General features: G+C 70.5%; 26 protein-coding genes. 4 read left to right on the forward strand and 22 right to left on the reverse strand.

Features of this window, described 5'->3' with window-relative positions; genetic code table 11:
- The 12 genes from ACI379_RS06205 to dop all read right to left on the reverse strand — a co-directional run.
- Nucleotides 1–245: diacylglycerol/lipid kinase family protein (locus ACI379_RS06205; protein ID WP_439791204.1), on the reverse strand; the 245-nt coding region annotated here is incomplete at its 3' end.
- 10 nt (nucleotides 246–255) lie between these two features.
- Nucleotides 256–687 carry a hypothetical protein gene (locus ACI379_RS06210; RefSeq protein ID WP_439791205.1) on the reverse strand — a complete coding sequence of 144 codons (432 nt, stop codon included), beginning with the start codon at nucleotides 685–687 and terminating at the stop codon, nucleotides 256–258.
- A 1-nt stretch (nucleotide 688) separates the two neighbouring features.
- Nucleotides 689–1522, reverse strand: coding sequence for a twin-arginine translocase subunit TatC (gene tatC, locus ACI379_RS06215; protein WP_439791206.1), 834 nt, complete (start codon nucleotides 1520–1522; stop codon nucleotides 689–691).
- Nucleotides 1523–1535: 13 nt separating this feature from the next.
- Nucleotides 1536–1793, reverse strand: a complete 258-nt coding sequence (locus tag ACI379_RS06220; RefSeq protein ID WP_439791207.1) for a Sec-independent protein translocase subunit TatA — start codon at nucleotides 1791–1793, stop codon at nucleotides 1536–1538.
- Nucleotides 1794–1839: 46 nt separating this feature from the next.
- Nucleotides 1840–2820 (reverse strand): helix-turn-helix transcriptional regulator, encoded by a 981-nt coding sequence (locus ACI379_RS06225; RefSeq protein ID WP_439791208.1) that lies wholly within the window; start codon nucleotides 2818–2820, stop codon nucleotides 1840–1842.
- Nucleotides 2817–3800 carry a helix-turn-helix transcriptional regulator gene (locus tag ACI379_RS06230; protein WP_439791209.1) on the reverse strand — a complete coding sequence of 328 codons (984 nt, stop codon included), beginning with the start codon at nucleotides 3798–3800 and terminating at the stop codon, nucleotides 2817–2819. The genes ACI379_RS06225 and ACI379_RS06230 overlap by 4 nt, the downstream gene beginning before the upstream one ends.
- Nucleotides 3801–3821: 21 nt before the next feature.
- Nucleotides 3822–4769 carry an FKBP-type peptidyl-prolyl cis-trans isomerase gene (locus ACI379_RS06235; RefSeq protein ID WP_439791210.1) on the reverse strand — a complete coding sequence of 316 codons (948 nt, stop codon included), beginning with the start codon at nucleotides 4767–4769 and terminating at the stop codon, nucleotides 3822–3824.
- A 99-nt stretch (nucleotides 4770–4868) separates the two neighbouring features.
- The gene (gene pafA, locus ACI379_RS06240; RefSeq protein ID WP_439791211.1) at nucleotides 4869–6230 is read right to left on the reverse strand and encodes a Pup--protein ligase; all 1362 of its coding nucleotides are present in this window, start codon (nucleotides 6228–6230) and stop codon (nucleotides 4869–4871) included.
- A gap of 84 nt (nucleotides 6231–6314) precedes the next feature.
- A complete protein-coding gene (gene prcA / locus ACI379_RS06245) occupies nucleotides 6315–7025 on the reverse strand; it encodes a proteasome subunit alpha (protein ID WP_439791212.1) in 711 nt (236 codons plus the stop codon).
- 10 nt (nucleotides 7026–7035) lie between these two features.
- Nucleotides 7036–7866 (reverse strand): proteasome subunit beta, encoded by an 831-nt coding sequence (gene prcB / locus ACI379_RS06250; RefSeq protein ID WP_439791213.1) that lies wholly within the window; start codon nucleotides 7864–7866, stop codon nucleotides 7036–7038.
- A gap of 4 nt (nucleotides 7867–7870) precedes the next feature.
- A complete protein-coding gene (locus tag ACI379_RS06255) occupies nucleotides 7871–8068 on the reverse strand; it encodes a ubiquitin-like protein Pup (RefSeq protein WP_439791214.1) in 198 nt (65 codons plus the stop codon).
- Nucleotides 8069–8137: 69 nt separating this feature from the next.
- Nucleotides 8138–9646 carry a depupylase/deamidase Dop gene (gene dop, locus ACI379_RS06260; protein ID WP_439791215.1) on the reverse strand — a complete coding sequence of 503 codons (1509 nt, stop codon included), beginning with the start codon at nucleotides 9644–9646 and terminating at the stop codon, nucleotides 8138–8140.
- A 35-nt stretch (nucleotides 9647–9681) separates the two neighbouring features.
- On the opposite strand from dop, the gene ACI379_RS06265 reads away from it, so the two are divergent.
- Nucleotides 9682–10302 (forward strand): class I SAM-dependent methyltransferase, encoded by a 621-nt coding sequence (locus tag ACI379_RS06265; RefSeq protein WP_439791216.1) that lies wholly within the window; start codon nucleotides 9682–9684, stop codon nucleotides 10300–10302.
- 6 nt (nucleotides 10303–10308) lie between these two features.
- Here the strand turns inward: ACI379_RS06265 and ACI379_RS06270 are convergent, their stop codons facing one another.
- From ACI379_RS06270 to ACI379_RS06285, 4 genes are all read right to left on the reverse strand, one after another.
- Entirely contained in the window at nucleotides 10309–10671 is a 363-nt protein-coding gene (locus ACI379_RS06270; RefSeq protein WP_439791217.1) for a hypothetical protein, read from the reverse strand.
- Nucleotides 10672–10718: 47 nt separating this feature from the next.
- Nucleotides 10719–12446, reverse strand: coding sequence for a proteasome ATPase (gene arc, locus ACI379_RS06275; protein ID WP_439791218.1), 1728 nt, complete (start codon nucleotides 12444–12446; stop codon nucleotides 10719–10721).
- A gap of 118 nt (nucleotides 12447–12564) precedes the next feature.
- Nucleotides 12565–13566: a tRNA (adenine-N1)-methyltransferase gene (locus tag ACI379_RS06280; protein ID WP_439791219.1), complete on the reverse strand. Its 1002-nt coding sequence runs from the start codon at nucleotides 13564–13566 to the stop codon at nucleotides 12565–12567.
- A gap of 10 nt (nucleotides 13567–13576) precedes the next feature.
- Nucleotides 13577–14725: a site-2 protease family protein gene (locus ACI379_RS06285; protein WP_439791220.1), complete on the reverse strand. Its 1149-nt coding sequence runs from the start codon at nucleotides 14723–14725 to the stop codon at nucleotides 13577–13579.
- A 71-nt stretch (nucleotides 14726–14796) separates the two neighbouring features.
- Here ACI379_RS06285 and ACI379_RS06290 point away from each other — a divergent pair, with 71 nt between their 5' ends.
- Nucleotides 14797–15669, forward strand: coding sequence for a RecB family exonuclease (locus ACI379_RS06290; protein WP_439791221.1), 873 nt, complete (start codon nucleotides 14797–14799; stop codon nucleotides 15667–15669).
- Between the two features lie 9 nt (nucleotides 15670–15678).
- On the opposite strand, the gene ACI379_RS06295 is transcribed toward ACI379_RS06290, so the two are convergent.
- From ACI379_RS06295 to ACI379_RS06320, 6 genes are read right to left on the reverse strand one after another with little or no spacing between them, the layout of a single operon-like run.
- The gene (locus tag ACI379_RS06295; RefSeq protein ID WP_439791222.1) at nucleotides 15679–16419 is read right to left on the reverse strand and encodes an HAD family hydrolase; all 741 of its coding nucleotides are present in this window, start codon (nucleotides 16417–16419) and stop codon (nucleotides 15679–15681) included.
- A gap of 33 nt (nucleotides 16420–16452) precedes the next feature.
- The gene (locus ACI379_RS06300; RefSeq protein ID WP_439791223.1) at nucleotides 16453–17166 is read right to left on the reverse strand and encodes an acyl-CoA dehydrogenase family protein; all 714 of its coding nucleotides are present in this window, start codon (nucleotides 17164–17166) and stop codon (nucleotides 16453–16455) included.
- Complete coding sequence (locus ACI379_RS06305) at nucleotides 17049–17618, reverse strand: acyl-CoA dehydrogenase family protein (RefSeq protein WP_439791224.1); 570 nt, start codon at nucleotides 17616–17618, stop codon at nucleotides 17049–17051. Before ACI379_RS06305 ends, ACI379_RS06300 begins: the two co-directional genes overlap by 118 nt.
- 40 nt (nucleotides 17619–17658) lie before the next feature.
- Nucleotides 17659–18132 (reverse strand): DUF4334 domain-containing protein, encoded by a 474-nt coding sequence (locus tag ACI379_RS06310; RefSeq protein ID WP_439791225.1) that lies wholly within the window; start codon nucleotides 18130–18132, stop codon nucleotides 17659–17661.
- Entirely contained in the window at nucleotides 18129–19226 is a 1098-nt protein-coding gene (locus ACI379_RS06315) for a succinic semialdehyde dehydrogenase (protein ID WP_439791248.1), read from the reverse strand. The genes ACI379_RS06310 and ACI379_RS06315 overlap by 4 nt, the downstream gene beginning before the upstream one ends.
- On the reverse strand, nucleotides 19118–19741 hold the full coding sequence (locus ACI379_RS06320; RefSeq protein WP_439791226.1) for an aldehyde dehydrogenase family protein: 624 nt from the start codon (nucleotides 19739–19741) through the stop codon (nucleotides 19118–19120). The genes ACI379_RS06315 and ACI379_RS06320 overlap by 109 nt, the downstream gene beginning before the upstream one ends.
- A gap of 231 nt (nucleotides 19742–19972) precedes the next feature.
- Between ACI379_RS06320 and ACI379_RS06325 the strand changes: the two genes are divergently transcribed.
- Together ACI379_RS06325 and ACI379_RS06330 are read left to right on the forward strand one after the other, a co-directional pair.
- Nucleotides 19973–20713, forward strand: coding sequence for a hypothetical protein (locus ACI379_RS06325; protein ID WP_439791227.1), 741 nt, complete (start codon nucleotides 19973–19975; stop codon nucleotides 20711–20713).
- Complete coding sequence (locus ACI379_RS06330) at nucleotides 20640–21179, forward strand: oxygenase MpaB family protein (RefSeq protein WP_439791228.1); 540 nt, start codon at nucleotides 20640–20642, stop codon at nucleotides 21177–21179. Before ACI379_RS06325 ends, ACI379_RS06330 begins: the two co-directional genes overlap by 74 nt.
- The last annotated feature ends 13 nt before the right edge of the window (nucleotides 21180–21192 follow it).

The following is a 21192-nucleotide window of genomic DNA, read 5'->3' on the forward strand; positions in this document are numbered from 1 at the left end:
TGCAGGCCCAGGTGGACCGTCCCGTCACCCCCGCACACCACCAGAGCCTCGCAGCCCCCGGCGACGGCCGTGCGCGACCGGGCGACCGCGTCATGGGCGTCCGCACCGCTGACTGCCACAACCTCGAAGCCCGCGTCGGCGAGGCGACGTGCGGCCTGCTCGCCGTACGAGGCGCCCCGGCCCTTGCCCGCCGTCGGGTTGGTCAGCAGGGCGATCCTCCGCGCGGCCGGCTGCTGGTCGTTCATGCGCGTGAGCCTAGCGCCGCGACGCCCTGGCGTCGGAGCCGATCCGCAAGAGCAGGGCGTACCGCTCAGGGTCCGCACCGACGGCGCGGGCGAGGCGGGCGAGGGCGTCGAAGGCCACGTCGACGCCCACCCTGGTGCCGGGCAGGGCCAACGTCACCCGCTCCCCCACCAGACCGACCAGGACCTGACCGTCGTGCCAGGCACGGTGGGTCTGCTGACGCACGTCCTCGTCGGCCACGGCCTGCGGGTACGCCTCGTCCACCGCGACCAGGTCGCACGCGAGCCGGTGAGCGGCGTCAGAGGCCGGTCCCGAGGAGAGGGTGCCGACCACGTGGTGGCTGCTGCGCAGACCCGACTCAGCGGTCCACACCACCTGCTCGGTCCCCAGCCACTCGGGCAGGTCGAACGCGTCGACGGCGCTCAGTGCGAGTACGGGAACCACCTCAGACGACCGACGCCTCGTCGGGTGAGAGCCCGGCATTGGGCTTGCGTGCCTCGCGACGTCGGTCGTTGACGCGCGCGATCACCTCGGAGACGAAGAAGAGCAGCACCATCGGCACAGCCATGAACGTCATCGTGAACGGGTCCGCGGACGGCGTCGCGACGGCGGCGAAGACGAAGGTGCCGACGATGATCCAGGCGCGGTACTGGGCCAGCTGCTTGCCCTTGACGACCCCTGCGAAGTTGAGCAGCACCACGAAGACGGGGATCTCGAAGGCGATGCCGAAGACCAGCATCGTGCGGGTGAACAGGGTGAGGTACTCGCTGGACTCGACGAGGTTGACCACCGACGGCGGGTTGAACCCGATCAGGATCTCCAACGCCTTGGGGAAGGTCACGTACCCCAGCACGACGCCGATGATGAAGAGCGGGCCGGCGATGGCTGCGAACACCAGCGACCAGCGGCGCTCGTGCGCGTGCAGCCCGGGGAGCAGGAAGGCCCAGACCTGGTAGAGCCAGTAGGGAGCCGTCACCACGACGGTCGCGAAGGCTGCCAGGCGCAGGTAGAGCATGAGACCGCCGCCGGCCCCGCTCGTCGTCTGCATGCTCGTGCCCTCGGGAAGCACGGCGAGGACCTCGTGGTACGGCCCGTAGACGATGTCGTTGAGGAGGTCGAACTGGAACAGCGCGACGATGAAGACGACCACGCACAGCAGCACGATGCGCAGGAGCCGCGCGCGCACCTCACGGAAGTGGTCGGAGAGCTGCATCCGGCCGTCGGGGCCCACCGGGTGGACCGGCTTGCCGCGCAGCAGGCCGAGGAATCCTCGCATCATGGAGTGAGAGGACTCACGCCTTCTCGTCGCCGCGCTCGACCGGCGAGGCCTCGGGCTCGACGGTCTCGCTCACGATCGAGCCGGTGACGTTGTCGTCGTCGTCCTTGTCCTCCGAGCGCAGGGCCTTGGTCTCGGACTTGAAGATGCGCAGGGCCTGGCCGCCGCTGCGGGCGAGGTCGGGAAGCTTGGCGGCACCGAAGACGAGGATGACGATGGCCAGGATGACCAGCCACTCCATGCCCATGGGCATGGAGATCAGTGGGTACAACATCAGGATCTCCCAGTCGTGGGTCGGGGGTACTTCAGAAGTCTAGCGGTCAGGAAGTGACGGAGGTGTCGTACTGGTCCAACGCCGAGCGCAGTCTGGCCCGGTGCTCGGTCGCCAACGAAGCAGGCGCGAGGACCTCTACCTCGGGCGTGAGGCGCATCAGCAGGCGCATCACCCACGAGCCGTTGTCCGCCTCGAGGTCGACCTCCACCCTTCCGTCGTCGTGGCGACGCTCCGCCTTGACGGGGTAGTACTCCGGCACCCAGGCCGCCCCGGCGGAGAGCAGGAGCGTGACCGAGGTGCCGCTGCCGGGCGTGAACCAGTCGCGCGTCAGGTCGCGGGGCCGCGCCGAGGGGTCAGCGACCGGCGTGTCGAGCTGGGTGACGTCGAGGATCCGGTCCACGCGGAAGACCCGCTCGGCGCGGGCGGTGTGGCAGTACGCGTCGAGGTAGCGCAGCCCGTCGACGTGGGCCAGTCCCCGTGGGTCGACGACACGCTCCGTGACCTCGTCGTTGCTGGCCGCGTGGTAGCTGATCCGCACCTGCCGTTGCGCACGCACGGCCTCGGCGAGGGTCCGCTCGACGTCGCTGGCAGCCAGGTCGGAGGGGTCGACGTGCAGGTGCGGCAGCGCGTCGGCGGCGGCCACGACCTCACGCAGCTTGTCGAGGGTGCGCTCGATGACCTCCTGGCCGACCTCGTCCACCGCGTCGACGATCGCGCCCAGCGCGACGGTCAGTGCGGCGGCCTCGGCGGGGGCGAACCGCACCGGACGGGAGAGGTAGTCGGCGTTGCCGACCCGGATGACTCCCTCGCCCTCGAACGCGTCGAGGTCGACGTCGATGAGGTCGTCGGGCATGCCGCCGGGAAGGCCCACCATGAACAGGACCCGGAGGTCCTTGCGCAGCTGGGCCGGTGAGACGTTGAAGTGTTCCGCGGCGTCAGCCACCCTGACCTCGCCACGCGAGAGCAGGTACGGCACCAGGGCCAGGAGCCGGGCCACCTGCTCCTTGGCGTTGGCCTGTCCGCTCATGCGTCCTCCCCCACGGCCGTCCGCAGCCTGGCCACGACCGCGTCGCGCACCGCTGCGGGAGACTCGACCACCACGTCCGGGCCGTGGGCCAGCGCCTCGTTCGCGGCGTCGTACTCGCTCAGCTGGACCACCACCCGGTCCCAGACCACCTCGTCCGTGGGCCCGCTGACGCCACTCTCGACCGTGTGCGCGTGCCGGCGCAGCCCCTGGGCCGTGCCGGCCCGCACGAGGAACGAGACGTCGAGACGGGGCTGCTCGGGGTCGAGCGAGGCAGCGATCGCGCGCACGTCGGTGTCGGGCGGCACCTCGTACGCCTCGGTCTGGCGCCCCAGCTGGACGTCACCGACCACCCGGGAGAGCCTGAACACCCGCCGTTCGCCGCGGTCCAGGTCGTGGCCCACGACGTACCAGCGGCCCGAGGCGCGCAGGACTCCCCAGGGCTGGAGACGGCGCCTCGACTCCGGCTGACCGGTCCGGCGGTACGAGAAGGTGGCGACGCGACGCTGCTGCGTCGCCTCCCAGAACTGGTCGAAGGAGGGCTCCTCCGCACCCAGCGCCGGCGTCACGACGTCGAGCCGGGCGGCGTCGATGTCGACGCCTGCGGCCACCAGCTTGGCGCGACCGGACTCCGCCGCACTCGCCAGCGTGGCCTGCCGCCAGGTGCGGGCCGCGAGGCCCAGCACCGCCGCCTCGTCGGCCTCGAAGCGGACCTCCGGCAGCGAGGTCTGCTCGGTGGGGATGCGGTAGCCGATCTCGTCGTCGAAGAGGACGTCGTTGCTGCCGACCTCGATCAGGGCGCCGATCGCGCGGAGGTCGTCCTTGTCCCGCTCGAAGCTGCGCTCGAACGCGTCGTCACCGGCCTTGGTGTGCGGGTAGCCCGCGTACAAGGTGTCACGGATGTGCTGCTTGGTGACGAAGCGACGCGAACCCAGCAGCATGATGTGCAGGTTGAGCAGCCGCTCGGCTTTCCTCTGGGACATGGACGACCTGCCGCGGTCGGATCAGACGGCGTTGAGGATGTCGACGACGAAGTAGAGCGTGTCGGTGCCCTTGATGCCGGCACCCTCGTTGCCCTCCTTGCCGTAGCCCTTGGCCGGCGGGATCTCGATGATGACGCGGGACCCCACGGTGAGCCCGACGAGGGTCTCGTCCCAGCCCTTGACGAGCTGGCCGACGCCGATCTGGGTCTGCATGGGCTCCTTGCCGAACGAGCCGTCGAACGGCTTCTTGGCCTTCCAGACCTGACCCAGGTAGTTGACCGTGATGGTCTGGCCCGAAGCGACCTTGGCGCCGTCGCCCTGGATCAGGACGGTGTGGCGGAGCTTGCCGTTGGGCTTGGTGCCCTTGAAGTCGAAGCCGGTGAAGGCACCCTCCTTGCCCACGAGCGTGGGCGCCCAGCTGGCCGGCTTGAGCTTCTTGCCCTGCGGGCCGTCCAGGGGCTCCGGGGCCATGTCGACGAGGTCGACCACCCACAGGACCGCGTCCTGGTTGCCGATGCCGAGCTGGGAGTTGCCGGCCTCACCGAAGCTGTCCAGCGCGGAGGCCAGGACGGCGACGCGCGAGCCGATCTTCTGGCCCTCGAGGGCCTCCAGCAGCGGCTTGCTGATCGTGTCGTCGACGGGGAGCACCTCGGCGGAGGCCTCCCAGTTCGAGTAGACCTCGGTGCCGGAGAAGCCGTTGCCGATCCACATGCGGGTGAGGATCTCGTCGCCCTTGGCGGTCTCCTCGCCGTCACCCTCGATGAGGACCTTCGAGGTGATCCCGTCGGCCTCGAGCTTGCCGTCGAACTTCACCTCCGGCGCCTTGCCCGCCTCACCGGTGATGGTGACGGAGTCGAGGCCCTTGCCAGCCGGCTCGGACGAGTCCTCACCGCACGCGGCGAGCGTGCCGAGACCGAGCAGGAGGGCGCCGGCGGCGGCGAGGTTGCGGACTGTGGTGCGACGGAGCACGTGGATCACCTAACGACAGGGGAACGAGTCACTGGCCACGCGCGCGCGGCCCAGCGGAAACCTTAGCCGTACGTCCGAAGAACCGCGTGGACGTCGGTGTCACATGCCTTCGATGAGCCGCTCGACCCGCTCGTCGGTGGCGCGGAACGGGTCCTTGCACAGCACCGTGCGCTGGGCCTGGTCGTTGAGCTTGAGGTGCACCCAGTCCACGGTGAAGTCCCGCTGGTGCTCCTGCGCGGCGCGGATGAACTCCCCCCGCAGCCTCGCCCGGGTGGTCTGGGGCGGCACGGACTTGGCCTCGAAGATCCGGACGTCGTCGCACACCCGTGCCACCGCACCCCGCTTCTCCAGCAGGTAGTAGAGGCCGCGGTCGCGGCGGATGTCGTGGTAAGCGAGGTCGAGCTGCGCGATCCGCGGATCGCTGAAGGCCAGCTGGTGCTTGGCCCGGTACCGCTCGATCAGGCGCCACTTGATGACCCAGTCGATCTCGCGCTCGACCAGGCTCAGGTCGTCGGACTCGATCGCCTTGACGCACCGCTCCCACAGGTCCAGGACCCGTTCGGTCGTGGGGGTGGACAGCTGGCGGCGGTCGACGAAGTCCCGTGCCTTGGCCAGGAACTCGGACTGGATCTCCAGGGCGGACGCCTCGCGGCCGTTGGCCAGCCGCAGCCGACGACGCCCCGTCCGGTCGTGGGAGATCTCGCGGATGGCGCGGATCGGGTTCTCCAGGGTGAGGTCGCGCATGACGACCCCCTCCTCGATCATCCGCAGCACCAGGTCGCAGGAGCCGACCTTGAGCAGGGTCGTGGTCTCGGACATGTTGGAGTCCCCCACGATCACGTGCAACCGGCGGAACCGCTCAGCGTCGGCGTGGGGCTCGTCGCGGGTGTTGATGATGGGACGGCTGCGCGTGGTCGCGCTGCTGACGCCCTCCCAGATGTGCTCGGCGCGCTGGCTGATCGAGTACTTCGCCCCGGTCGGCGTCTGGACCACCTTGCCCGCGCCCACCAGCAGCTGCCTGGTCACCAGGAACGGGATCAGCACGTCAGCGATGTCCGCGAACTCCCCGGCCCGTCCGACGAGGAAGTTCTCGTGGCATCCGTAGGAGTTGCCTGCTGAGTCCGTGTTGTTCTTGAAGACGTACACGTCACCGGCGATCCCCTCACCGTGGAGCCGCTGCTCGGCGTCGATCAGCAACCCCTCGAGGATGCGCTCGCCCGCCTTGTCGTGCGTGACGAGCTCGACCAGGTCGTCGCACTCGGGGGTGGCGTACTCGGGGTGGGACCCGACGTCGAGGTAGAGACGGGCGCCGTTGCGCAGGAAGACGTTGCTCGAACGCCCCCAGGAGACGACCTTGCGGAAGAGGTACCGGGCGACCTCGTCAGGACTCAGCCGGCGCTGCCCGCGGAACGTGCAGGTGACGCCGTACTCGTTCTCGATCCCGAAGATCCTCCGGTCCATGACGCCACACTAGTCAGACAGGTCACACCCGCGCACGACTCGCCGAGGTCCAGCGGCGCCGGATGCAGGGCGCGCGGTGCTGTTTCAGGCTTCCTCGACGGGGGCAGACAGGAGCTCGGCCAGTCGCGACTCCCGCAACCGGGTGAACTTGCGGGGCTGGGAACGTGTCCGGTCCAGCATCGCGACCTCGAGGTCGTCCGCCTCGATGACGCGGTCGCCGCTCTCGGAGTGCCCCAACGCCTTCACCGCCAGACGTACGGCGGCGCCCAGGTCGAGCCCGGCCGTGAAGTGCTCCTCGAGGTGTCCACCGACGACGTCGGCCGCGCCGCCCATGACGGCGTACCCGTGCTCGTCGGCGACCTGGCCGTCGTAGGTCAGGCGGTAGATCTGGTCGTCCGCGGGGTCGTCGGAGATCTCGGCGACGAAGATCTCCACCTCGTACGGCTTCTCCCCGCCCGAGGAGAAGATGGTCCCCAGGGTCTGGGCGTACGCGTTGGCCAGCCCGCGTCCGGTCACGTCGCGACGGTCGTAGGAGTACCCACGCATGTCTGCCAGGCGCACGCCGGCGATGCGCAGGTTCTCGAACTCGTTGTAGCGGCCGACGGCGGCGAACGCGATCCGGTCGTAGATCTCGCTGACCTTGTGCAGTGCCTTGGACGGGTTCTCCGAGACGAACAGCACGCCGTCGGCGTACTGGAGCGCGACGACCGACCGACCGCGGGCGATGCCCTTGCGGGCGAAGTCGGCCCGGTCCTTCATCAGCTGCTCGGGTGAGACGTAGAACGGGGTGCTCATGGCGTGGTCCTCAGGTCAGGCTGGCGGCGGGCCCGTCGGGCCGCTGCATCCGGGAGGCGATCATCTGGTCGGCGGCCTCGGCCACCTCGCTGTCGGGCAGGCGGCGACCGCCGTCGCCGGTGATCACGTGGACCACCGGGAAGATCCGGCGGGTCAGGTCCGGCCCTCCGGTGGCGGAGTCGTCGTCCGCGGCGTCGTACAGCGCCTGCACGACGGCCAGCACGCACTCGGACTCGGTCAGGTCGCCGCGGTAGAGCTTCTTCAGCGCGCCGCGGGCGAACAGCGAGCCTGACCCGACCGCGTGGAAGGCGGTCTCCTCGTAGCGGCCCCCGGTGACGTCGTAGCTGAAGATCCGCCCCTGCTCCTCACGCACGTCGAAGCCGGCGAAGAGCGGGACGACCGAGAGACCCTGCATGGCGAGGGCGAGGTTGCCCCGGATCAGGGCGGCGAGGCGGTTGGCCTTGCCGTCCATCGACAGCGAGGAGCCCTCGATCTTCTCGTAGTGCTCCAGCTCGGTCTGGAAGAGGCGGACCATCTCGACGGCCAGCCCAGCAGTGCCTGCGATCCCCACCACGGAGAACTCGTCGGCCGGGAACACCTTCTCGATGTCGCGCTGGGCGATGATGTTGCCCATCGTGGCGCGCCGGTCGCCCGCCATGATCACGCCACCGGGGAAGGTCGCCGCGACGATGGTGGTGCCGTGCGGAGCGAGCGCGGAGGCGTCACCCGCGGGCACCGCCCGGTTGCTGGGCAGCAGCTCGGGTGCCTGGGAGGCGAGGAAGTCGGCGAACGAGGACGACCCGGGAGCCAGGTAGGCCGCGGGCAGACGGGGGTCGGTCATCGCCTCACTGCCCACCCTTCTGGACGAAGGAGCGCACGAAGTCCTCGGCGTTGCTCTCCAGGACCTCGTCGATCTCGTCGAGGATGGCGTCGACGTCGTCGTCGAGGGCCTCCTTGCGCTCGGCCACGTCCGTCTCGACGGACTCCTCGGTGACCTCCTCGGTCCCCGTGGACTTGCGGGGTTGCTTCTGCTCCTGGGCCATGGGTCGACCCTATAGCCCCCCACCCACTCGCGGGAGCGCTCGCCACGCGGTCACCGAGCGCAGGCCGGATCAGGCTCCCAGAGCCGCCAGCAGCTCCTCGACGCTGCCGCACCCGTCCATCAACGGCCCGACGTGCTCACGGGTGCCGCGCAGCGGGTCCGCGGTGGCCACGCGCTGGAGCGACGAGCGACCGGGGACGTCGAAGATCACCGAGTCCCACGAGGCCGCCGCCACGGAGGTGGCGTACTGCTCCAGGCACCGGCCTCGGAAGTAGGCGCGGGTGTCGGTGGGCGGGTGGTGCATGGCCTCGTCCACGTCCGCCGGACCCAGGAGGCGCTCGATGCGGCCGCCCGCGACGAGCCGCTGGTAGAGCCCCTTCTCGGGCCGCAGGTCGGAGTACTGCAGGTCGATGAGGTGCAGCTTGGGGTGGTCCCAGTCCAGGCCGTCGCGGTCGCGGTACTGCTCGAGCAGCTTCAGCTTGGCCACCCAGTCGAGCTCACGGGCGCACTCGTACGGGTCGCGTGCCAGACGGTCCAGGACGGAGCCCCACCGGGCGAGCACGTCGCGGGTCTGCTCATCGACGTCGTCGCCCCACCTCTTCTCGACGTACGCGGTGGCGAGCTCGAGGTAGAGGGCCTGAAGCTCGACGGCGGTCATGCGGCGGCCGTCCCGCAACGTCACCAGGTGTCGCAGGGTGGGGTCGTGGGAGACCTCGTGCAGCGTCCGCACGGGGTGGTCGAGGTCCAGGTCGGCCGTGATGAACCCGTCCTCGATCATCGCGAGGACCAGTGAGGTGGTGCCCATCTTCAGGTACGTCGACACCTCGGCCAGGTTGGCGTCACCGATGATCACGTGGAGTCGCCGGTGCTCGGTGGGGTCGGCGTGCGGCTCGTCGCGGGTGTTGATGATCGGCCGCTTGAGCGTGGTCTCCAGCCCTACCTCGACCTCGAAGAAGTCCGCACGCTGGCTGACCTGGAAGCCGTGCTTCTGCCCGGCGCGACCGATCCCCACGCGGCCGGCCCCGCAGACCACCTGACGGGACACGAAGAACGGGGTCAGGTGCCTCACGATGTCGCGGAACGGTGTCGACCGCGGCATCAGGTAGTTCTCGTGGGCGCCGTAGGAGGCCCCCTTGTTGTCGGTGTTGTTCTTGTACAGCACGATCGGCGCCGCACCCGGCACCGCGCTGGCGAAACGGGCCGCGTCGAGCATCACCTGCTCGCCGGCCTTGTCCCAGCGCACCACGTCCAGCGGCGTGGTCACCTCGGGGCTCGAGTACTCCGGGTGCGCGTGGTCGACGTAGAGGCGGGCACCGTTGGTCAGGATGATGTTGGCGAGGCCGATCTCCTCGTCGGTGAGCAGGCTCCGGTCCGCGACCGCCCGCGACAGGTCGTACCCGCGGGCGTCCCGCAAGGGGGTCTCCTCCTCGAAGTCCCACCTGGCCCGCCGGGCCGTGACGGTGGCCGCGGCGTACGCGTTGACGACCTGGGACGACGCCTGGACGGGGTTCGCCCCGGGGTTGCCAGCCACCGAGATGCCGTACTCGACCTCCGTGCCCATCACGCGTCGCACCGTCATGGACCGACCCTACCCAGCGGGGCTAGCCTCGGCGCATGGTTCGGTGGTGGGACGAGCGGGTCGTGCCGAGGCTCACCGACGCGTCGTTGCGGGGTCGCGAGGTCGGGGAGCTGCGGGGCCTGACGTGTGCCGGCCTGGGCGGCACCGTGATCGAGGTCGGCTTCGGCAGCGGCCTCAACGTGCGGTGGTACCCGGCCGAGGTCAACGACGTCTGGGCGGTCGAGCCGTCCGACGGTGGGTGGGAGCTCTCGGAGCGCCGGCGCGCCCGGTCCCGGGTCCCCGTTGAACGGCGAGGACTCGACGGGCAGCTGCTGGCCGTGGACGACGACAGCGCCGACTGCGCGCTCGTGACGTTCAGCCTGTGCACCATTCCCGACCCGGTCCGTGCGCTGGCCGAGCTGCGCCGGGTCGTACGCCCGGGCGGCTCACTCCACTTCCTCGAGCACGGCCTCTCCCCCGACCCGCGTACGGCGCGCAGGCAGCGACGGCTCGAGCCCTGGCAGCGCAGGCTGGCAGGAGGGTGCCACCTGACACGCGAGCCCGCACCGTTGGCGGGAGCGGCCGGGTGGACTGTCGAGACGCTGGTGCACGACTCACTGGAGGGGCCGGCCGTGATGGCCCCGTGGACCTACCTGTCCCGGGGACGGGCTCGCTGAGCCACCTCAGCGACGGCGGGCGCGCCCGTTCACCGCACTGGCGTGCGCGGCGTTGACAGCGGCGATCCCGAGCCAGGCGATCCCGACCGCCGGGAGCGCACCGTCGGCGGCCACCATCGGGACGATCGTGATCGGCACTCCGACCCCGAGCGAGACGACGCCGAGCACGAACTGACGGATCTGCCCGGCGCCGGCGTCCCGCAGGTCACTGCGGTCACGGTCGGCCACCGCCTTCGTCCGGCCTGCCACGGCCTCCTCCACACGGGCCGCGAACGACTCCACGAGCTCCTTCTCGTACTCGCTCCCGAGCTCCCGTCGTGCCGCGAGCAGCGCCTCGACATCGGCGCGCTCGACCTCCTCGTCCCCCATGAGTCCTCCAGGTCGTCGTTCGCCCGCGGCCCGGTCCGGGCGCGGTGCTACAGGTACTGGCCGGTGTTGCCGACGTTCTCGATCGAGCGCCCCGGCTCGGTGCCCTGCTTGCCGGTGATCAGGGTGCGGATGAAGACGATGCGCTCCCCCTTCTTGCCGGAGATGCGGGCCCAGTCGTCCGGGTTGGTGGTGTTGGGCAGGTCCTCGTTCTCCTTGAACTCGTCCACGCACGCCTGCAGCAGGTGCTGCACCCGCAGGCCCTTGTCCTGGTGGTCGAGGAAGTCCTTGATGGCCATCTTCTTCGCGCGGTCGACAATGTTCTGGATCATCGCGCCCGAGTTGAAGTCCTTGAAGTACAGGACCTCCTTGTCGCCGTTGGCGTAGGTGACCTCGAGGAAACGGTTCTCCTCGCTCTCGGAGTACATCCGCTCCACGGCCGCCCGGATCATCCCGCCGACGCACGCCTCGCGGTCCCCGTCGAACTCCGCGAGGTCCTCGCTGTGCAGCGGCAGGTCGGCGACCAGGTACTTGCTGAAGATGTCACGGGCGGACTCCGCGTCGGGTCGCTCGATCTTGATCTTCACGTCGAGCCGCCCGGGGCGCAGGATCGCCGGGTCGATCATGTCCTCACGGTTGGAGGCGCCGATGACCAGCACGTTCTCGAGCAGCTCGACGCCGTCGATCTCGCTGAGCAGCTGCGGCACGATCGTGTTCTCCACGTCCGAGGAGACCCCGGACCCACGCGTACGGAACAACGAGTCCATCTCGTCGAAGAAAACGATCACGGGCGTGCCCATGCTGGCCTTCTCGCGGGCGCGCTGGAACACCAGACGGATGTGCCGCTCGGTCTCACCGACGTACTTGTTGAGCAGCTCGGGGCCCTTGATGTTGAGGAAGTACGAGCGCCCCTCCGCCCCGGTCCGCTCGGCCACCTTCTTGGCAAGCGAGTTGGCCACGGCCTTGGCGATGAGCGTCTTGCCACACCCGGGCGGGCCGTACAGGAGCACGCCCTTGGGCGGCTTGAGCTGGTGCTCGGTGAACAGGTCGGGGTAGAGGTACGGGAGCTCGACGGCGTCGCGGATCGCGTCGATCTGGGCACCGAGGCCACCGATCGAGGCGTAGTCGATGTCAGGGACCTCCTCCAGGACGAGCTCCTCGACCTCGGACTTCGGGACCACCTCGTACGCGACCGCCGTGCGCGCGTCGACGAGCAGGGAGTCGCCGGCCCGCAGGTGCCCCTCGCGGAGGGGACCGGCCAACCGGATCACGCGCTCCTCGTCGGCGTGGTTGATCACCAGCGCCCGCGAGCCGTCGTCCATCAGCTCCTTGAGCATGACGACGTCGCCGACCTGCTCGAAGGCGAGCTGCTCCACGACGTTGAGCGCCTCGTTGAGCAGGATCTCCTGGCCGAGGACGAGCTCGTCGGCGTCCACCGCTGGGCTGACGGTGACCCGCAGCTTGCGGCCGCCGGTGAACACGTCCACGGTCCCGTCGTCGTGCCGCTCGAGGAAGGTGCCGAACCCGGCCGGCGGCTGCGCGAGCCGGTCGACCTCCTCCTTGAGGCGGGTGATCTGGTCGCGCGCCTCGCGGAGGGTGCCTGCGAGACGTTCGTTCTGCGCCGTGACGCCGGCCAGGGAGCGTTCGGCCTCGGCGAGCCGGGTCTCCAGCGCCCGCGAGCGGAACGGCTGGTCGGAGATCCGGCTGCGCAGTTCAGTGACCTCGGCCTCCAGGAAGCCGACCTGAGCGACAAGTTCCTCACGTGTTGCCTCGGACATGGCGTCACCTCCGTGACGGACACTACCCGCGCGTGACGAGAACGGAAGGCCCTCCGGCCGGGGTGTTGCCGCGCCGTGACCGGCCCGTCACCGGGCCGCTCCCGCAGGAGCGCCGGGCTCAGGCGTCGAAGTGCTCCTCAAGCACCTGCGGGGGCAGGTCGGCGGGGCGCGGGCCGTTGTAGTCCACGCCGTACGCGCCCGGCGCCGGGCGCCGCTTCTTGATCGGCGGGCGCTCGCCCGGAGCCATCCGGCGGGCAGTGACCAGGAAGGCCGTGTGCCCGATCATCTTGTGACCGGGGCGCACCGCGAGGCCCTCCACGTGCCAGTCCCGCACCAGCGACTCCCACGGCTGCGGCTCGGTGAAGCCGCCGTGGGCACGCAGGGTCTCGACGACCCGGCTGAGCTGGGTGGTGGTGGCGACGTACGCGCAGACGATGCCGCCGGGGACCAGCGCGTCGGCGACCGCGTCGACGCACTCCCACGGTGCCAGCATGTCGAGGATGATGCGGTCGGCCCGCTCGCCCGTGCTCTGCAGGCCCTCGACGAGGTCGCCGAGCCGAAGGTCCCAGGCCGGGTGGCTCTGGCCCTGCGGGGCGTTGAAGAACTGGTTGACGTTGCGGCGGGCGACCTCCGCGAACTCCTCGCGACGCTCGTAGGAGACGACGTGTCCCCACGGCCCCACGGCACGCAGCAGGGAACAGGTCAGGGCGCCGGAGCCGACGCCCGCCTCGATCACCTTCGCGCCGGGGAAGATGTCGGCCATCGCCACGATCTGGGCGGAGTCCTTCGGGTAGACCACGGCGGCGCCGCGCGGCATCGAGACGACGAACTCCGAGAGCAGCGGCCGGAAGATCAGGTACTGGCCGCCCGCCGACGAGGTGAGGGTGAAGCCCTCCTCACGACCGATGATGTCGTCGTGCTCGAGGTGGCCCTTGTTGGAGAAGAAGCGCTTGCCCACGACCAGCTCGAAGTTGTGCCGGCGCCCCTTGTTGTCGACCAGCCGCACCCACTCCCCCTCACGCAGGGGTCCGCGGTGCACCCCCGCCCAGGCCTCGGCGGGGACGTCGGGAAGGGCGGGCGCCGCCGGGGTGGCGGTGCGTGGCTGGGGCGCGTCAGACATGCCCCGCAGCCTAGTGGGCGGCGTGCCGGAAGGCGTGGTCGACGTCGGCGGTGGCCAGGATGCCGTAGATCGTGCCGTCGTCCTCCAGGAGCAGGTACTCCTCGGAGGGCCGGCGGCTGATCGCGAGGACGAGCTGCTCCCCGGCCAGGTCGGCGTCGAGCTGGAGCCCGGGTTCCAGGGTGCGTGCCACGGCCGAGGCCGGGACCCACGGGCGACGCTCCTCCGGCGTGGCGCGGATCGCGGACTCGTTCACGATCCCCTCGGCGGCGCCGTACGGGTCGAGGGTGACGATCCCTCCGGCCTGGACGTCCTGGGCCATGCGGACCGCCTCCGAGAGCGGGGTGTCGCGCGGTACGGCCACGCAGCGGCGGGCCAGGGGGCGTGCCTGCAGCGCGGGCAGCCGTCGCCTGAGCCGGGCCTGGGTCATCGCAGCGGTCGACCCGGCCCACATGAAGGCGCCGAGCACGAAGAACATGACGGTCTGGAAGATGCCGGGACGCACGCCCAGGACGTACGGCTGGACCAGGGGCCACACCACCACGGCGAGCGCGACGATGCGCCCGCCCCAGCCGGCCGCCAGGGTGCCGCGGTGCTGGTCGCGCGAGGCGCCCCAGACCACTGCCTTGAGCACGCGGCCGCCGTCGAGCGGCAGCCCGGGCACCAGGTTCATGATCCCGATCAGCAGGTTGGCACCGGCGAGGCCCTCCACGCCGACGCGAAGGACACCCTCGGGGGTGACGAACCACGCCCCCAGCGCGACCAGTCCCACCGCGATGGAGGTCAGCGGACCCACGACGGCGATCCAGAACTCGTGGCCGGGTCGGCGGGCGACGCCGTCGATCTCGGTCGCGCCTCCCAGGAAGTGCAGGGTGATCGAGTTGACCCCGTACCCCAGCCGCTTGGCGACGAGGGCGTGCGAGGCCTCGTGCAGCAGGATCGCGAGGTACAGCAGCACCGCGAACGCTGCTCCCACGACGTAGGTGCCGAACCCGAGGCCGGGCTCGACCTGCTCGATGCGGGGGGCCACGAGCAGGGCGATCATCGCGGCGACCAGGAACCACGAGCGCGTGACGTACACGGCGATGCCCGCGATGGAGCCCAGACGCAGCACCCCCGGTGGTCGGGGTTGCTGGTGGGACGGCGCGGAGGGGGCGGACACACCGTGAGCCTAGCGAGCGGGCGGGCAGGCGCGCTGCGGTCCGTCCACCGCTCGCCTAGGCTGGCGGCGCCATGACCCACCCCGTAGCGCCCAGCTCCCCCGCCGAGTCCCTCAGCACCCCTGTCGACGGCGTGGACGTGGTCGGGGCCCTGTCCCCGAGCCGCGCGGGGGACTTCATGACCTGTCCGCTGCTCTACCGGTTCCGGAGCGTCGACCGGCTTCCCGAGCCGCCCTCCCCCGACGCCGTGCGGGGCACGGTGGTGCACAAGGTCCTCGAGCTGCTCTTCGACGCCCCCGCGGTCGAACGCACGCGCGACCACGCGGCCTCGCTGGTGGCGCCGGCGTGGACCAGCATGCTCGACGCCGACCCCGACCTCGATGCCATGTTCGCCGACGACACCGCACGGGCCCGGTGGACCGCCACCTGCCACACCGCCCTGGACCGCTACTTCGACCTCGAGGACCCGGTGCGCCTGGAGCCCGCCGAGCGGGAGGCCTACGTCGAGACGGTGCTGGAGTCACGGCTGCTGCTGCGCGGGTTCATCGACCGGCTCGACGTCGCCCCGAACGGGATGGTGCGCGTGGTCGACTACAAGACGGGTCGTTCGCCCGGCCCCGGTTTCGAGGCCAAGGCACTGTTCCAGATGAAGTTCTACGCCCTCGTCGTGTGGCGCAGCCGCGGGGTGGTCCCCGCGCTGCTGCAGCTCATGTACCTCGGCGACGGCGAGGTCCTCCGCTACGAGCCCGACGAGCAGGACCTGCTGGCCACCGAGCGCAAGGTGGAGGCGGTGTGGCGCGCCATCAGTGGCGCCACCGCGAGCGGCGACTGGCGTCCACGCCCCTCGCGCCTGTGCGCGTGGTGCTCCTTCAAGGAGCTGTGTCCCGAGTACGGCGGGACGCCGCCGCCGTTGGCGGTGGTCCCGGCGCCCGTCGGGACGGACTGAGGGAGGCGCTCAGGCGGGCAGCAGGGCGAGGTCGGAGGCCCCCAGCCCGGCCAGCGTGTCGTGGAAGACGCGGCGCGGACCCTCGAGGATGGGCACGTGGTTGGGCACCACCACGACGGTGCAGCCGGCGGACTCCGCCGACTTGGCACCCGTGTTGGAGTCCTCGATCGCCACGCACCGCCCGGGAGCGACGCCGAGGGCTGCCGCGGCCAGGAGGTACGGCTCGGGGTGCGGCTTGCCGAACTCGACCCGGTCGCCGGTCACGATGGTGGCGAAGGTGTCCTCGGGCAGGCGGGCCAGGATCGGGTCGACGAAACGCCGGTACGACATGGTGACCAGGGCGCACGGCACGCCGGCGCGGCGCAGGTCCGCGAGCAGCTCCACCGCTCCCGGACGCCACGGCACGGCTTCCTCGACCCGGGCCACCACACCGTCGAGGAGCTCCTCGACGACCTGCTCGGGCGTGCGGTCGATGCCCATGTGCTCGCGGATGTAGCGCCCAGACGCGAGCAGGTCGTTGCCGACGAGGTTCAGGGCGTGGGCCTGCGACCAGGTGCCGCCGTACTTCTCGGCCATCGCGAACTCGGTGGCGATCCAGTACGGCTCGGTGTCGACGAGCGTGCCGTCCATGTCCCACAGGACCGCGGCGGGACGGCTCTCGGTGACCGGCTGCTCGACGGGGTGCTCGGTGCTCAGGATGCCCTCCGGGACGTGAGTGGTGCGTGGACCGGACGCCTTGATGCTAGGCACCGGTCCACGCGGACCACGAAATGCCGACTTCCCTCAGAGCCCGAGGTCGCGCCCCACGATCTCCTTCATGATCTCGGTGGTGCCCCCGTAGATCGTGCTGATCCGGGAGTCCAGGTAGTCGTGGGCGATCCGGTACTCGAGCATGTAGCCGTACCCGCCGTGCAGCTGGACGCAGCGGTTCACGACGTTGACGTACTGCTCGGTGCACCAGAACTTCGCCGCTGCGGCGTCGGCGGCGCTCAGCTCACCACGAGTGTGCCGCTCCAGGAGGCCGTCGACGTACGCCCGGGTGACCCGCACGCCGGTCACCATCTCGGCGAGCTCGAAGCGGGTGTTCTGGAAGCGCCCGATCGGCTGGCCGAACGCGGTCCGCTCGCGCACGTACGCCAGGGTGCGCTCCAGGACGCCCTCGGCGGCGGCGGTCGCGTTGGCCGCGATCGAGATGCGCTCCTGGGGCAGGTTCCTCATGAGCCCCAGGAAGCCGCCGCCCTCCTCGCCCAGCAGGTTGCTCGCCGGCACCCGTACGTCGGTGAAGAAGAGCTCGCTGGTGTCCTGGGCGTGCAGGCCGACCTTCTCGAGGTTGCGTCCGCGGCTGAACCCGGGGCGGTCGGCCTCGATGACGATCAGGCTCAGTCCCTTGTGCGGGTCGGGCCCGGTGCGCACGGCGGTGGCCACGAGGTCGGCGTTCTGCCCGTTGGAGATGAAGACCTTGCTGCCGTTGACCACGTAGTCGTCGCCGTCGCGCACCGCGGTGGTGCTGATGCCGGCCAGGTCGGACCCGGTCCCCCCGGCTCCGTCATCGCGACCGCGACCACCAGCTCGCCGGCCGCGATCCCGGGGAGCCAGCGTCGCTTCTGCTCGTCGTTGGTCAGGTCGGTGAAGTACGGGATCACGATGTCGCTGGCCAGACCGACGCACGCAAGGCCGTCGGAGACGGGGTTGCGCGAGAACTCCTCGCCGATGACGGCGTTGAACCGGAAGTCGGTGATCCCGCCGCCGCCGTACTCCTCGGGGATGTTGAACCCCAGCAGCCCCGCACTGGCAGCCTCCGTGAACAGCCAGCGGTCGACCTTCCCCTGCTCGCTCCACCGCTCGGCGTTGGGCTCCGCGTGCTTGGCCACGAAGGACCTCACCGTCTCGCGGAGGTACTCGTGGTCCTCGTCGTAGAGGCTCCTGGCCCCCACCACACCGCTGCTCATCCTGTGTCCGATCTCTTGTCGTCGTGCCGGTACCCGGCGCTCACACGCGCTCGAGGCCGAACCAGAAGTGCTGTCCCTGGGACAGCACCAGCTCGGACTTGCCGTTCATGACCCCCATCAGGGTGCTGTCGTCGACCCGCTTGAAGTGGTCCACCACGGGCATACCGTCGTAGACCATCGAGGCGGTCACCTCCCCGCGGAACTCGACGTCCCAGAGGCTCGCCTCCCCGTTGCCGGTGCGGGTGTCCGAGTAGAGCGACCCGTCGGCGGCCCGGCAGATGAGGGGCTTGGCGTCGTCGAACCAGACGAAGCTCTTGCCGTACCAGCCGGACCGCCCGAGGAGCTTCTCCACCGGGTGCCCCGTCGAGAACGCGAACCCGCGCCAGTCGCCGAGGATGTCGGCGGCCCGGACCGTGTCGAGGTCGGACCACAGCGACTCCAGCTCGCACGGGTCCACAGGGCCCTCGGCGTTGCGCAGCTCGGCCCACCGGGCCAGTCGCCCCCGGGTCCTCACCGCAGACCGATCCTGCGCATGAGGCCCAGCTGCTTGTTCGTCGAGTGGACGAATCCCTCGACCGGCTTCCCCGCGGGCGGGCCCAGGGGCATGAGCCTCTGTCGGGCGACGGTCTGGGCGTTGGTGTACTTCCGGATCCCCTCGGCACCGTGGCGCCGTCCGAGGCCGCTGTCCCCCATGCCGCCCATGCCGGCCTCGATGCTGCCGGCCGCAGCTGCCGCCCCGTCGTTGATGTTGACCGCGCCGGCACGCAGCGCCGCGGCGATCTCCTCAGCGGCGTCCACGTCCTTGGACCAGACCGAGGCGGAGAGACCGTACGTCCCCTCGTTGGCCCTGCTGACCGCCTCGGCATCGTCCCGGACCGGGTAGAGCGAGACGACCGGGCCGAACGTCTCCTCCCCGTGCACCTCCATGGCGGGGGTGACACCCTCCAGGACGGTGGGTTCGTAGAAGAGGGGGCCGAGGTCGGGCCGCGCCCGACCTCCCACGAGGACGGTGGCCCCCTGCTCGACAGCCTGGTCGACGTGTCGTACGACGGTGTCGAGCTGGTCGGCGGAGGTGAGCGAGCCAACGTCCGCGGAGTAGTCCCAGGCGGGCCCCAGGGTGAGTTCACGCGTCGCCTCGACGAGGGCGTCACGGAAGGCCGGGTAGACGGAGTCGTGGACGTACACCCGCTCGATGTGGATGCACATCTGTCCCGTGTTGGCGAAGGCGGCGGTCACGGTTCCCCGAGCAGCCGCGGTCAGGTCGGCGTCCGCACGGACGACCAGCGGGTTCTTGCCGCCCAGCTCCAGCGAGGCGCCCACGAGCCGCCCGGAGGCGCGGCGCGCCACGTCGCGTCCGGTTCGCGTGGACCCGGTGAAGGCGACGTAGTCGACCGCCTCCACGAGCGCCGTGCCGGTGACCGTGCCGCGGCCCGTGACCACCTGCCACACGTAGTCGGGCAGCCCTGCTCGCGACATCAGGTCTCGGGTCCAGAGCATGGTCAAGGGTGTCTGCGCGTCCGCCTTCGACACGACTGCGTTGCCCGCGAGCAGAGCGGGGATGACGTCGCCGACGCCGAGGTACAGCGGGTAGTTCCACGGAGAGATGATGCCGACGCCCCCCCCTTGGGCACCCGCACCTCCTTGACCACGGTGGCGCCCGGGACCATGCCACGCAGTTTGGTCGGCTTGAGGTAGTGGCGGGTCCGCTGGGCGTAGTGGCGCGCGATGGCCACCACCTGCCCGACCTCCTGCCACGCGTGGAACCTCGCCTTGCCCGTCTCCCACTGGATCAGGTCGAGCACCTGCTCCTGCTCGGAGAGCAGGAGGTCGTGGAAGGCCAGCACGACGGCGCTGCGCTCACGCAGCGGCCGCGCCGCCCACTCCTGTTGGGCCGTCCGAGCGGTCCGTACCGCCTCCCTCACGTCGTCGGTCGTGCTGACCGGAACCGGCGCGGTCTCCTCCAGGGTGAACGGCGCGAGGGCGGACTGGGTGGAAGGTTCTACGCCGCTGCGCACCCAGCTGGACCAGCGGTCCAGCGACTCGGCGTCCGGCCACGCGGGGCTTCCCTGCGGCTCCCCCGCCCCTGTCGGACGGGCTGTCGTCGGCGTGGCGCCTGCGGTCATGGTCGGGCTCCTCGGGCTTCCGTTCGAAGGGCGTGACGACAGTCACGCCGTGCAGGACGGTAGGCCCGTCTCGACCTGGAAGTCAACGGTGCTCCAACCTCTTGCCACACAGGGTCCACGCTCCCTATGTTAATTGGGAATCACATCAGAGGGTGCTCCCTCGACGCCGGCGCCCACCACGGGCGATCCGTCGCGACCGGACCGCCCGGCCTCTCGGAAGGTGGACCACGCATGACCACAGTGAGCAGACGCAACATGTTGACCCTGGGGGCCGCACTGGGGCTCTCCACGGCGCTGACCCCCACCACGCCCGCGTGGTCGTGGGCACCCGCTGGCTCCATCGCCGGGGCGGGCACCGGGGCCGACCCCGCGTACGTCTGGGACGACGAGATCGACCAGATCATGGCCACGCTCATCGACCGTGGCCAGGTGGGTGCGACCAACACGGCGATGAGGCGGTGGGTCAACAACAACGACACGGTCCCCGCCGAGATCCCTGCCGACCTGCGTGACTGGCTGGTGCGCAAGACCCGCTTGCCCGACTGGGCGGACCGCAGCCTGCTGCTGCGCTCCGGGGACGTGTCACGGCGCCTCGACACCCATTTCTTCATCCTGTACGGCGTGGGCGGCGGTCTCATGAGCACCGTCATTCCCCGTGAGGCCAAGTCGGTGTACTGGTCCAAGGGTGGCGCGGACATGCAGGACCGCGCCGCCAAGACGTTCGCGTTCGGCTACGACATGGCCGAGCTGCGCGGCTTCGAGCCCAGCGGCCAGTTCCTGGTCACGGCCAACAAGACGCGCATCGTGCACGCGGCGGTGCGCCACCTGCTGCCCCAGTCCCCCCCACTGGCGCGCGGTTGCGGACGAGCACATCCCGATCAGCCAGGCCGACATCCTGGTGACCTTCCACTCGACCGGCACCTTCGCCCACAAGAAGCTCAAGGAGTGGGGCTTCCTGCGCAACGCCGATGACGACCGCGCCTTCCTGCACTCCTGGCAGGTGGCCCTGAGCCAGCTCGGAGTCCAGGACCAGTACATCCCGAGCACCTGGGCGGCGGCGGAGGCCCAGTCGGCGCAGGTCCTCACGCCCATCCTGGCCCCGACGCCCGAGGGCATCGACCTGGCCGAGCAGCTGCTGAGCATGCCGAAGTCCCTCGACGGCGGTCTGACGCGTGGCCTGCTCAACGAGTTCACCCGCTACCTGCTCGGCGACGAGGTGGGCGACTGGCTCAAGCTCAAGCGCGACCCCGCGGCCGCCGCGTTCCTGTACGCGGCGTGGCCGACCTACCTGGCGTTCCGCCGGGGAACGATCCCGTTCCTGCCGGTCGCCTACTACGCGCTCGACCAGTTCATCCGGGCCTTCGCCATGGCGTTCCTCAACAAGGGGGAGGACGCGAAGACCACGCCGATCACGATCCCGGACGTGAACCGGCCCTGACGCTCCCTCGTCA

It is taken from the genome of Nocardioides sp. (genome assembly GCF_051876515.1).
GTDB lineage: Bacteria > Actinomycetota > Actinomycetes > Propionibacteriales > Nocardioidaceae > Nocardioides.

What these genes read in the sequence shown, in the direction of transcription:
- ACI379_RS06305 (WP_439791224.1), bottom strand. Translation starts at nt 17,618, where the DNA reads ATGAGCAGCGGTGTGGTGGGGGCCAGGAGCCTCTACGACGAGGACCAC.
- ACI379_RS06225 (WP_439791208.1), bottom strand. Translation starts at nt 2,820, where the DNA reads ATGAGCGGACAGGCCAACGCCAAGGAGCAGGTGGCCCGGCTCCTGGCC.
- tatC (WP_439791206.1), bottom strand. Translation starts at nt 1,522, where the DNA reads ATGATGCGAGGATTCCTCGGCCTGCTGCGCGGCAAGCCGGTCCACCCG.
- prcA (WP_439791212.1), bottom strand. Translation starts at nt 7,025, where the DNA reads ATGAGCACCCCGTTCTACGTCTCACCCGAGCAGCTGATGAAGGACCGG.
- prcB (WP_439791213.1), bottom strand. Translation starts at nt 7,866, where the DNA reads ATGACCGACCCCCGTCTGCCCGCGGCCTACCTGGCTCCCGGGTCGTCC.
- ACI379_RS06280 (WP_439791219.1), bottom strand. Translation starts at nt 13,566, where the DNA reads ATGTCTGACGCGCCCCAGCCACGCACCGCCACCCCGGCGGCGCCCGCC.
- ACI379_RS06320 (WP_439791226.1), bottom strand. Translation starts at nt 19,741, where the DNA reads ATGACCGCAGGCGCCACGCCGACGACAGCCCGTCCGACAGGGGCGGGG.
- ACI379_RS06220 (WP_439791207.1), bottom strand. Translation starts at nt 1,793, where the DNA reads ATGTTGTACCCACTGATCTCCATGCCCATGGGCATGGAGTGGCTGGTC.
- ACI379_RS06290 (WP_439791221.1), top strand. Translation starts at nt 14,797, where the DNA reads ATGACCCACCCCGTAGCGCCCAGCTCCCCCGCCGAGTCCCTCAGCACC.
- ACI379_RS06265 (WP_439791216.1), top strand. Translation starts at nt 9,682, where the DNA reads ATGGTTCGGTGGTGGGACGAGCGGGTCGTGCCGAGGCTCACCGACGCG.
- ACI379_RS06230 (WP_439791209.1), bottom strand. Translation starts at nt 3,800, where the DNA reads ATGTCCCAGAGGAAAGCCGAGCGGCTGCTCAACCTGCACATCATGCTG.
- pafA (WP_439791211.1), bottom strand. Translation starts at nt 6,230, where the DNA reads ATGGACCGGAGGATCTTCGGGATCGAGAACGAGTACGGCGTCACCTGC.
- ACI379_RS06270 (WP_439791217.1), bottom strand. Translation starts at nt 10,671, where the DNA reads ATGGGGGACGAGGAGGTCGAGCGCGCCGATGTCGAGGCGCTGCTCGCG.
- arc (WP_439791218.1), bottom strand. Translation starts at nt 12,446, where the DNA reads ATGTCCGAGGCAACACGTGAGGAACTTGTCGCTCAGGTCGGCTTCCTG.
- ACI379_RS06325 (WP_439791227.1), top strand. Translation starts at nt 19,973, where the DNA reads ATGACCACAGTGAGCAGACGCAACATGTTGACCCTGGGGGCCGCACTG.
- ACI379_RS06255 (WP_439791214.1), bottom strand. Translation starts at nt 8,068, where the DNA reads ATGGCCCAGGAGCAGAAGCAACCCCGCAAGTCCACGGGGACCGAGGAG.
- dop (WP_439791215.1), bottom strand. Translation starts at nt 9,646, where the DNA reads ATGACGGTGCGACGCGTGATGGGCACGGAGGTCGAGTACGGCATCTCG.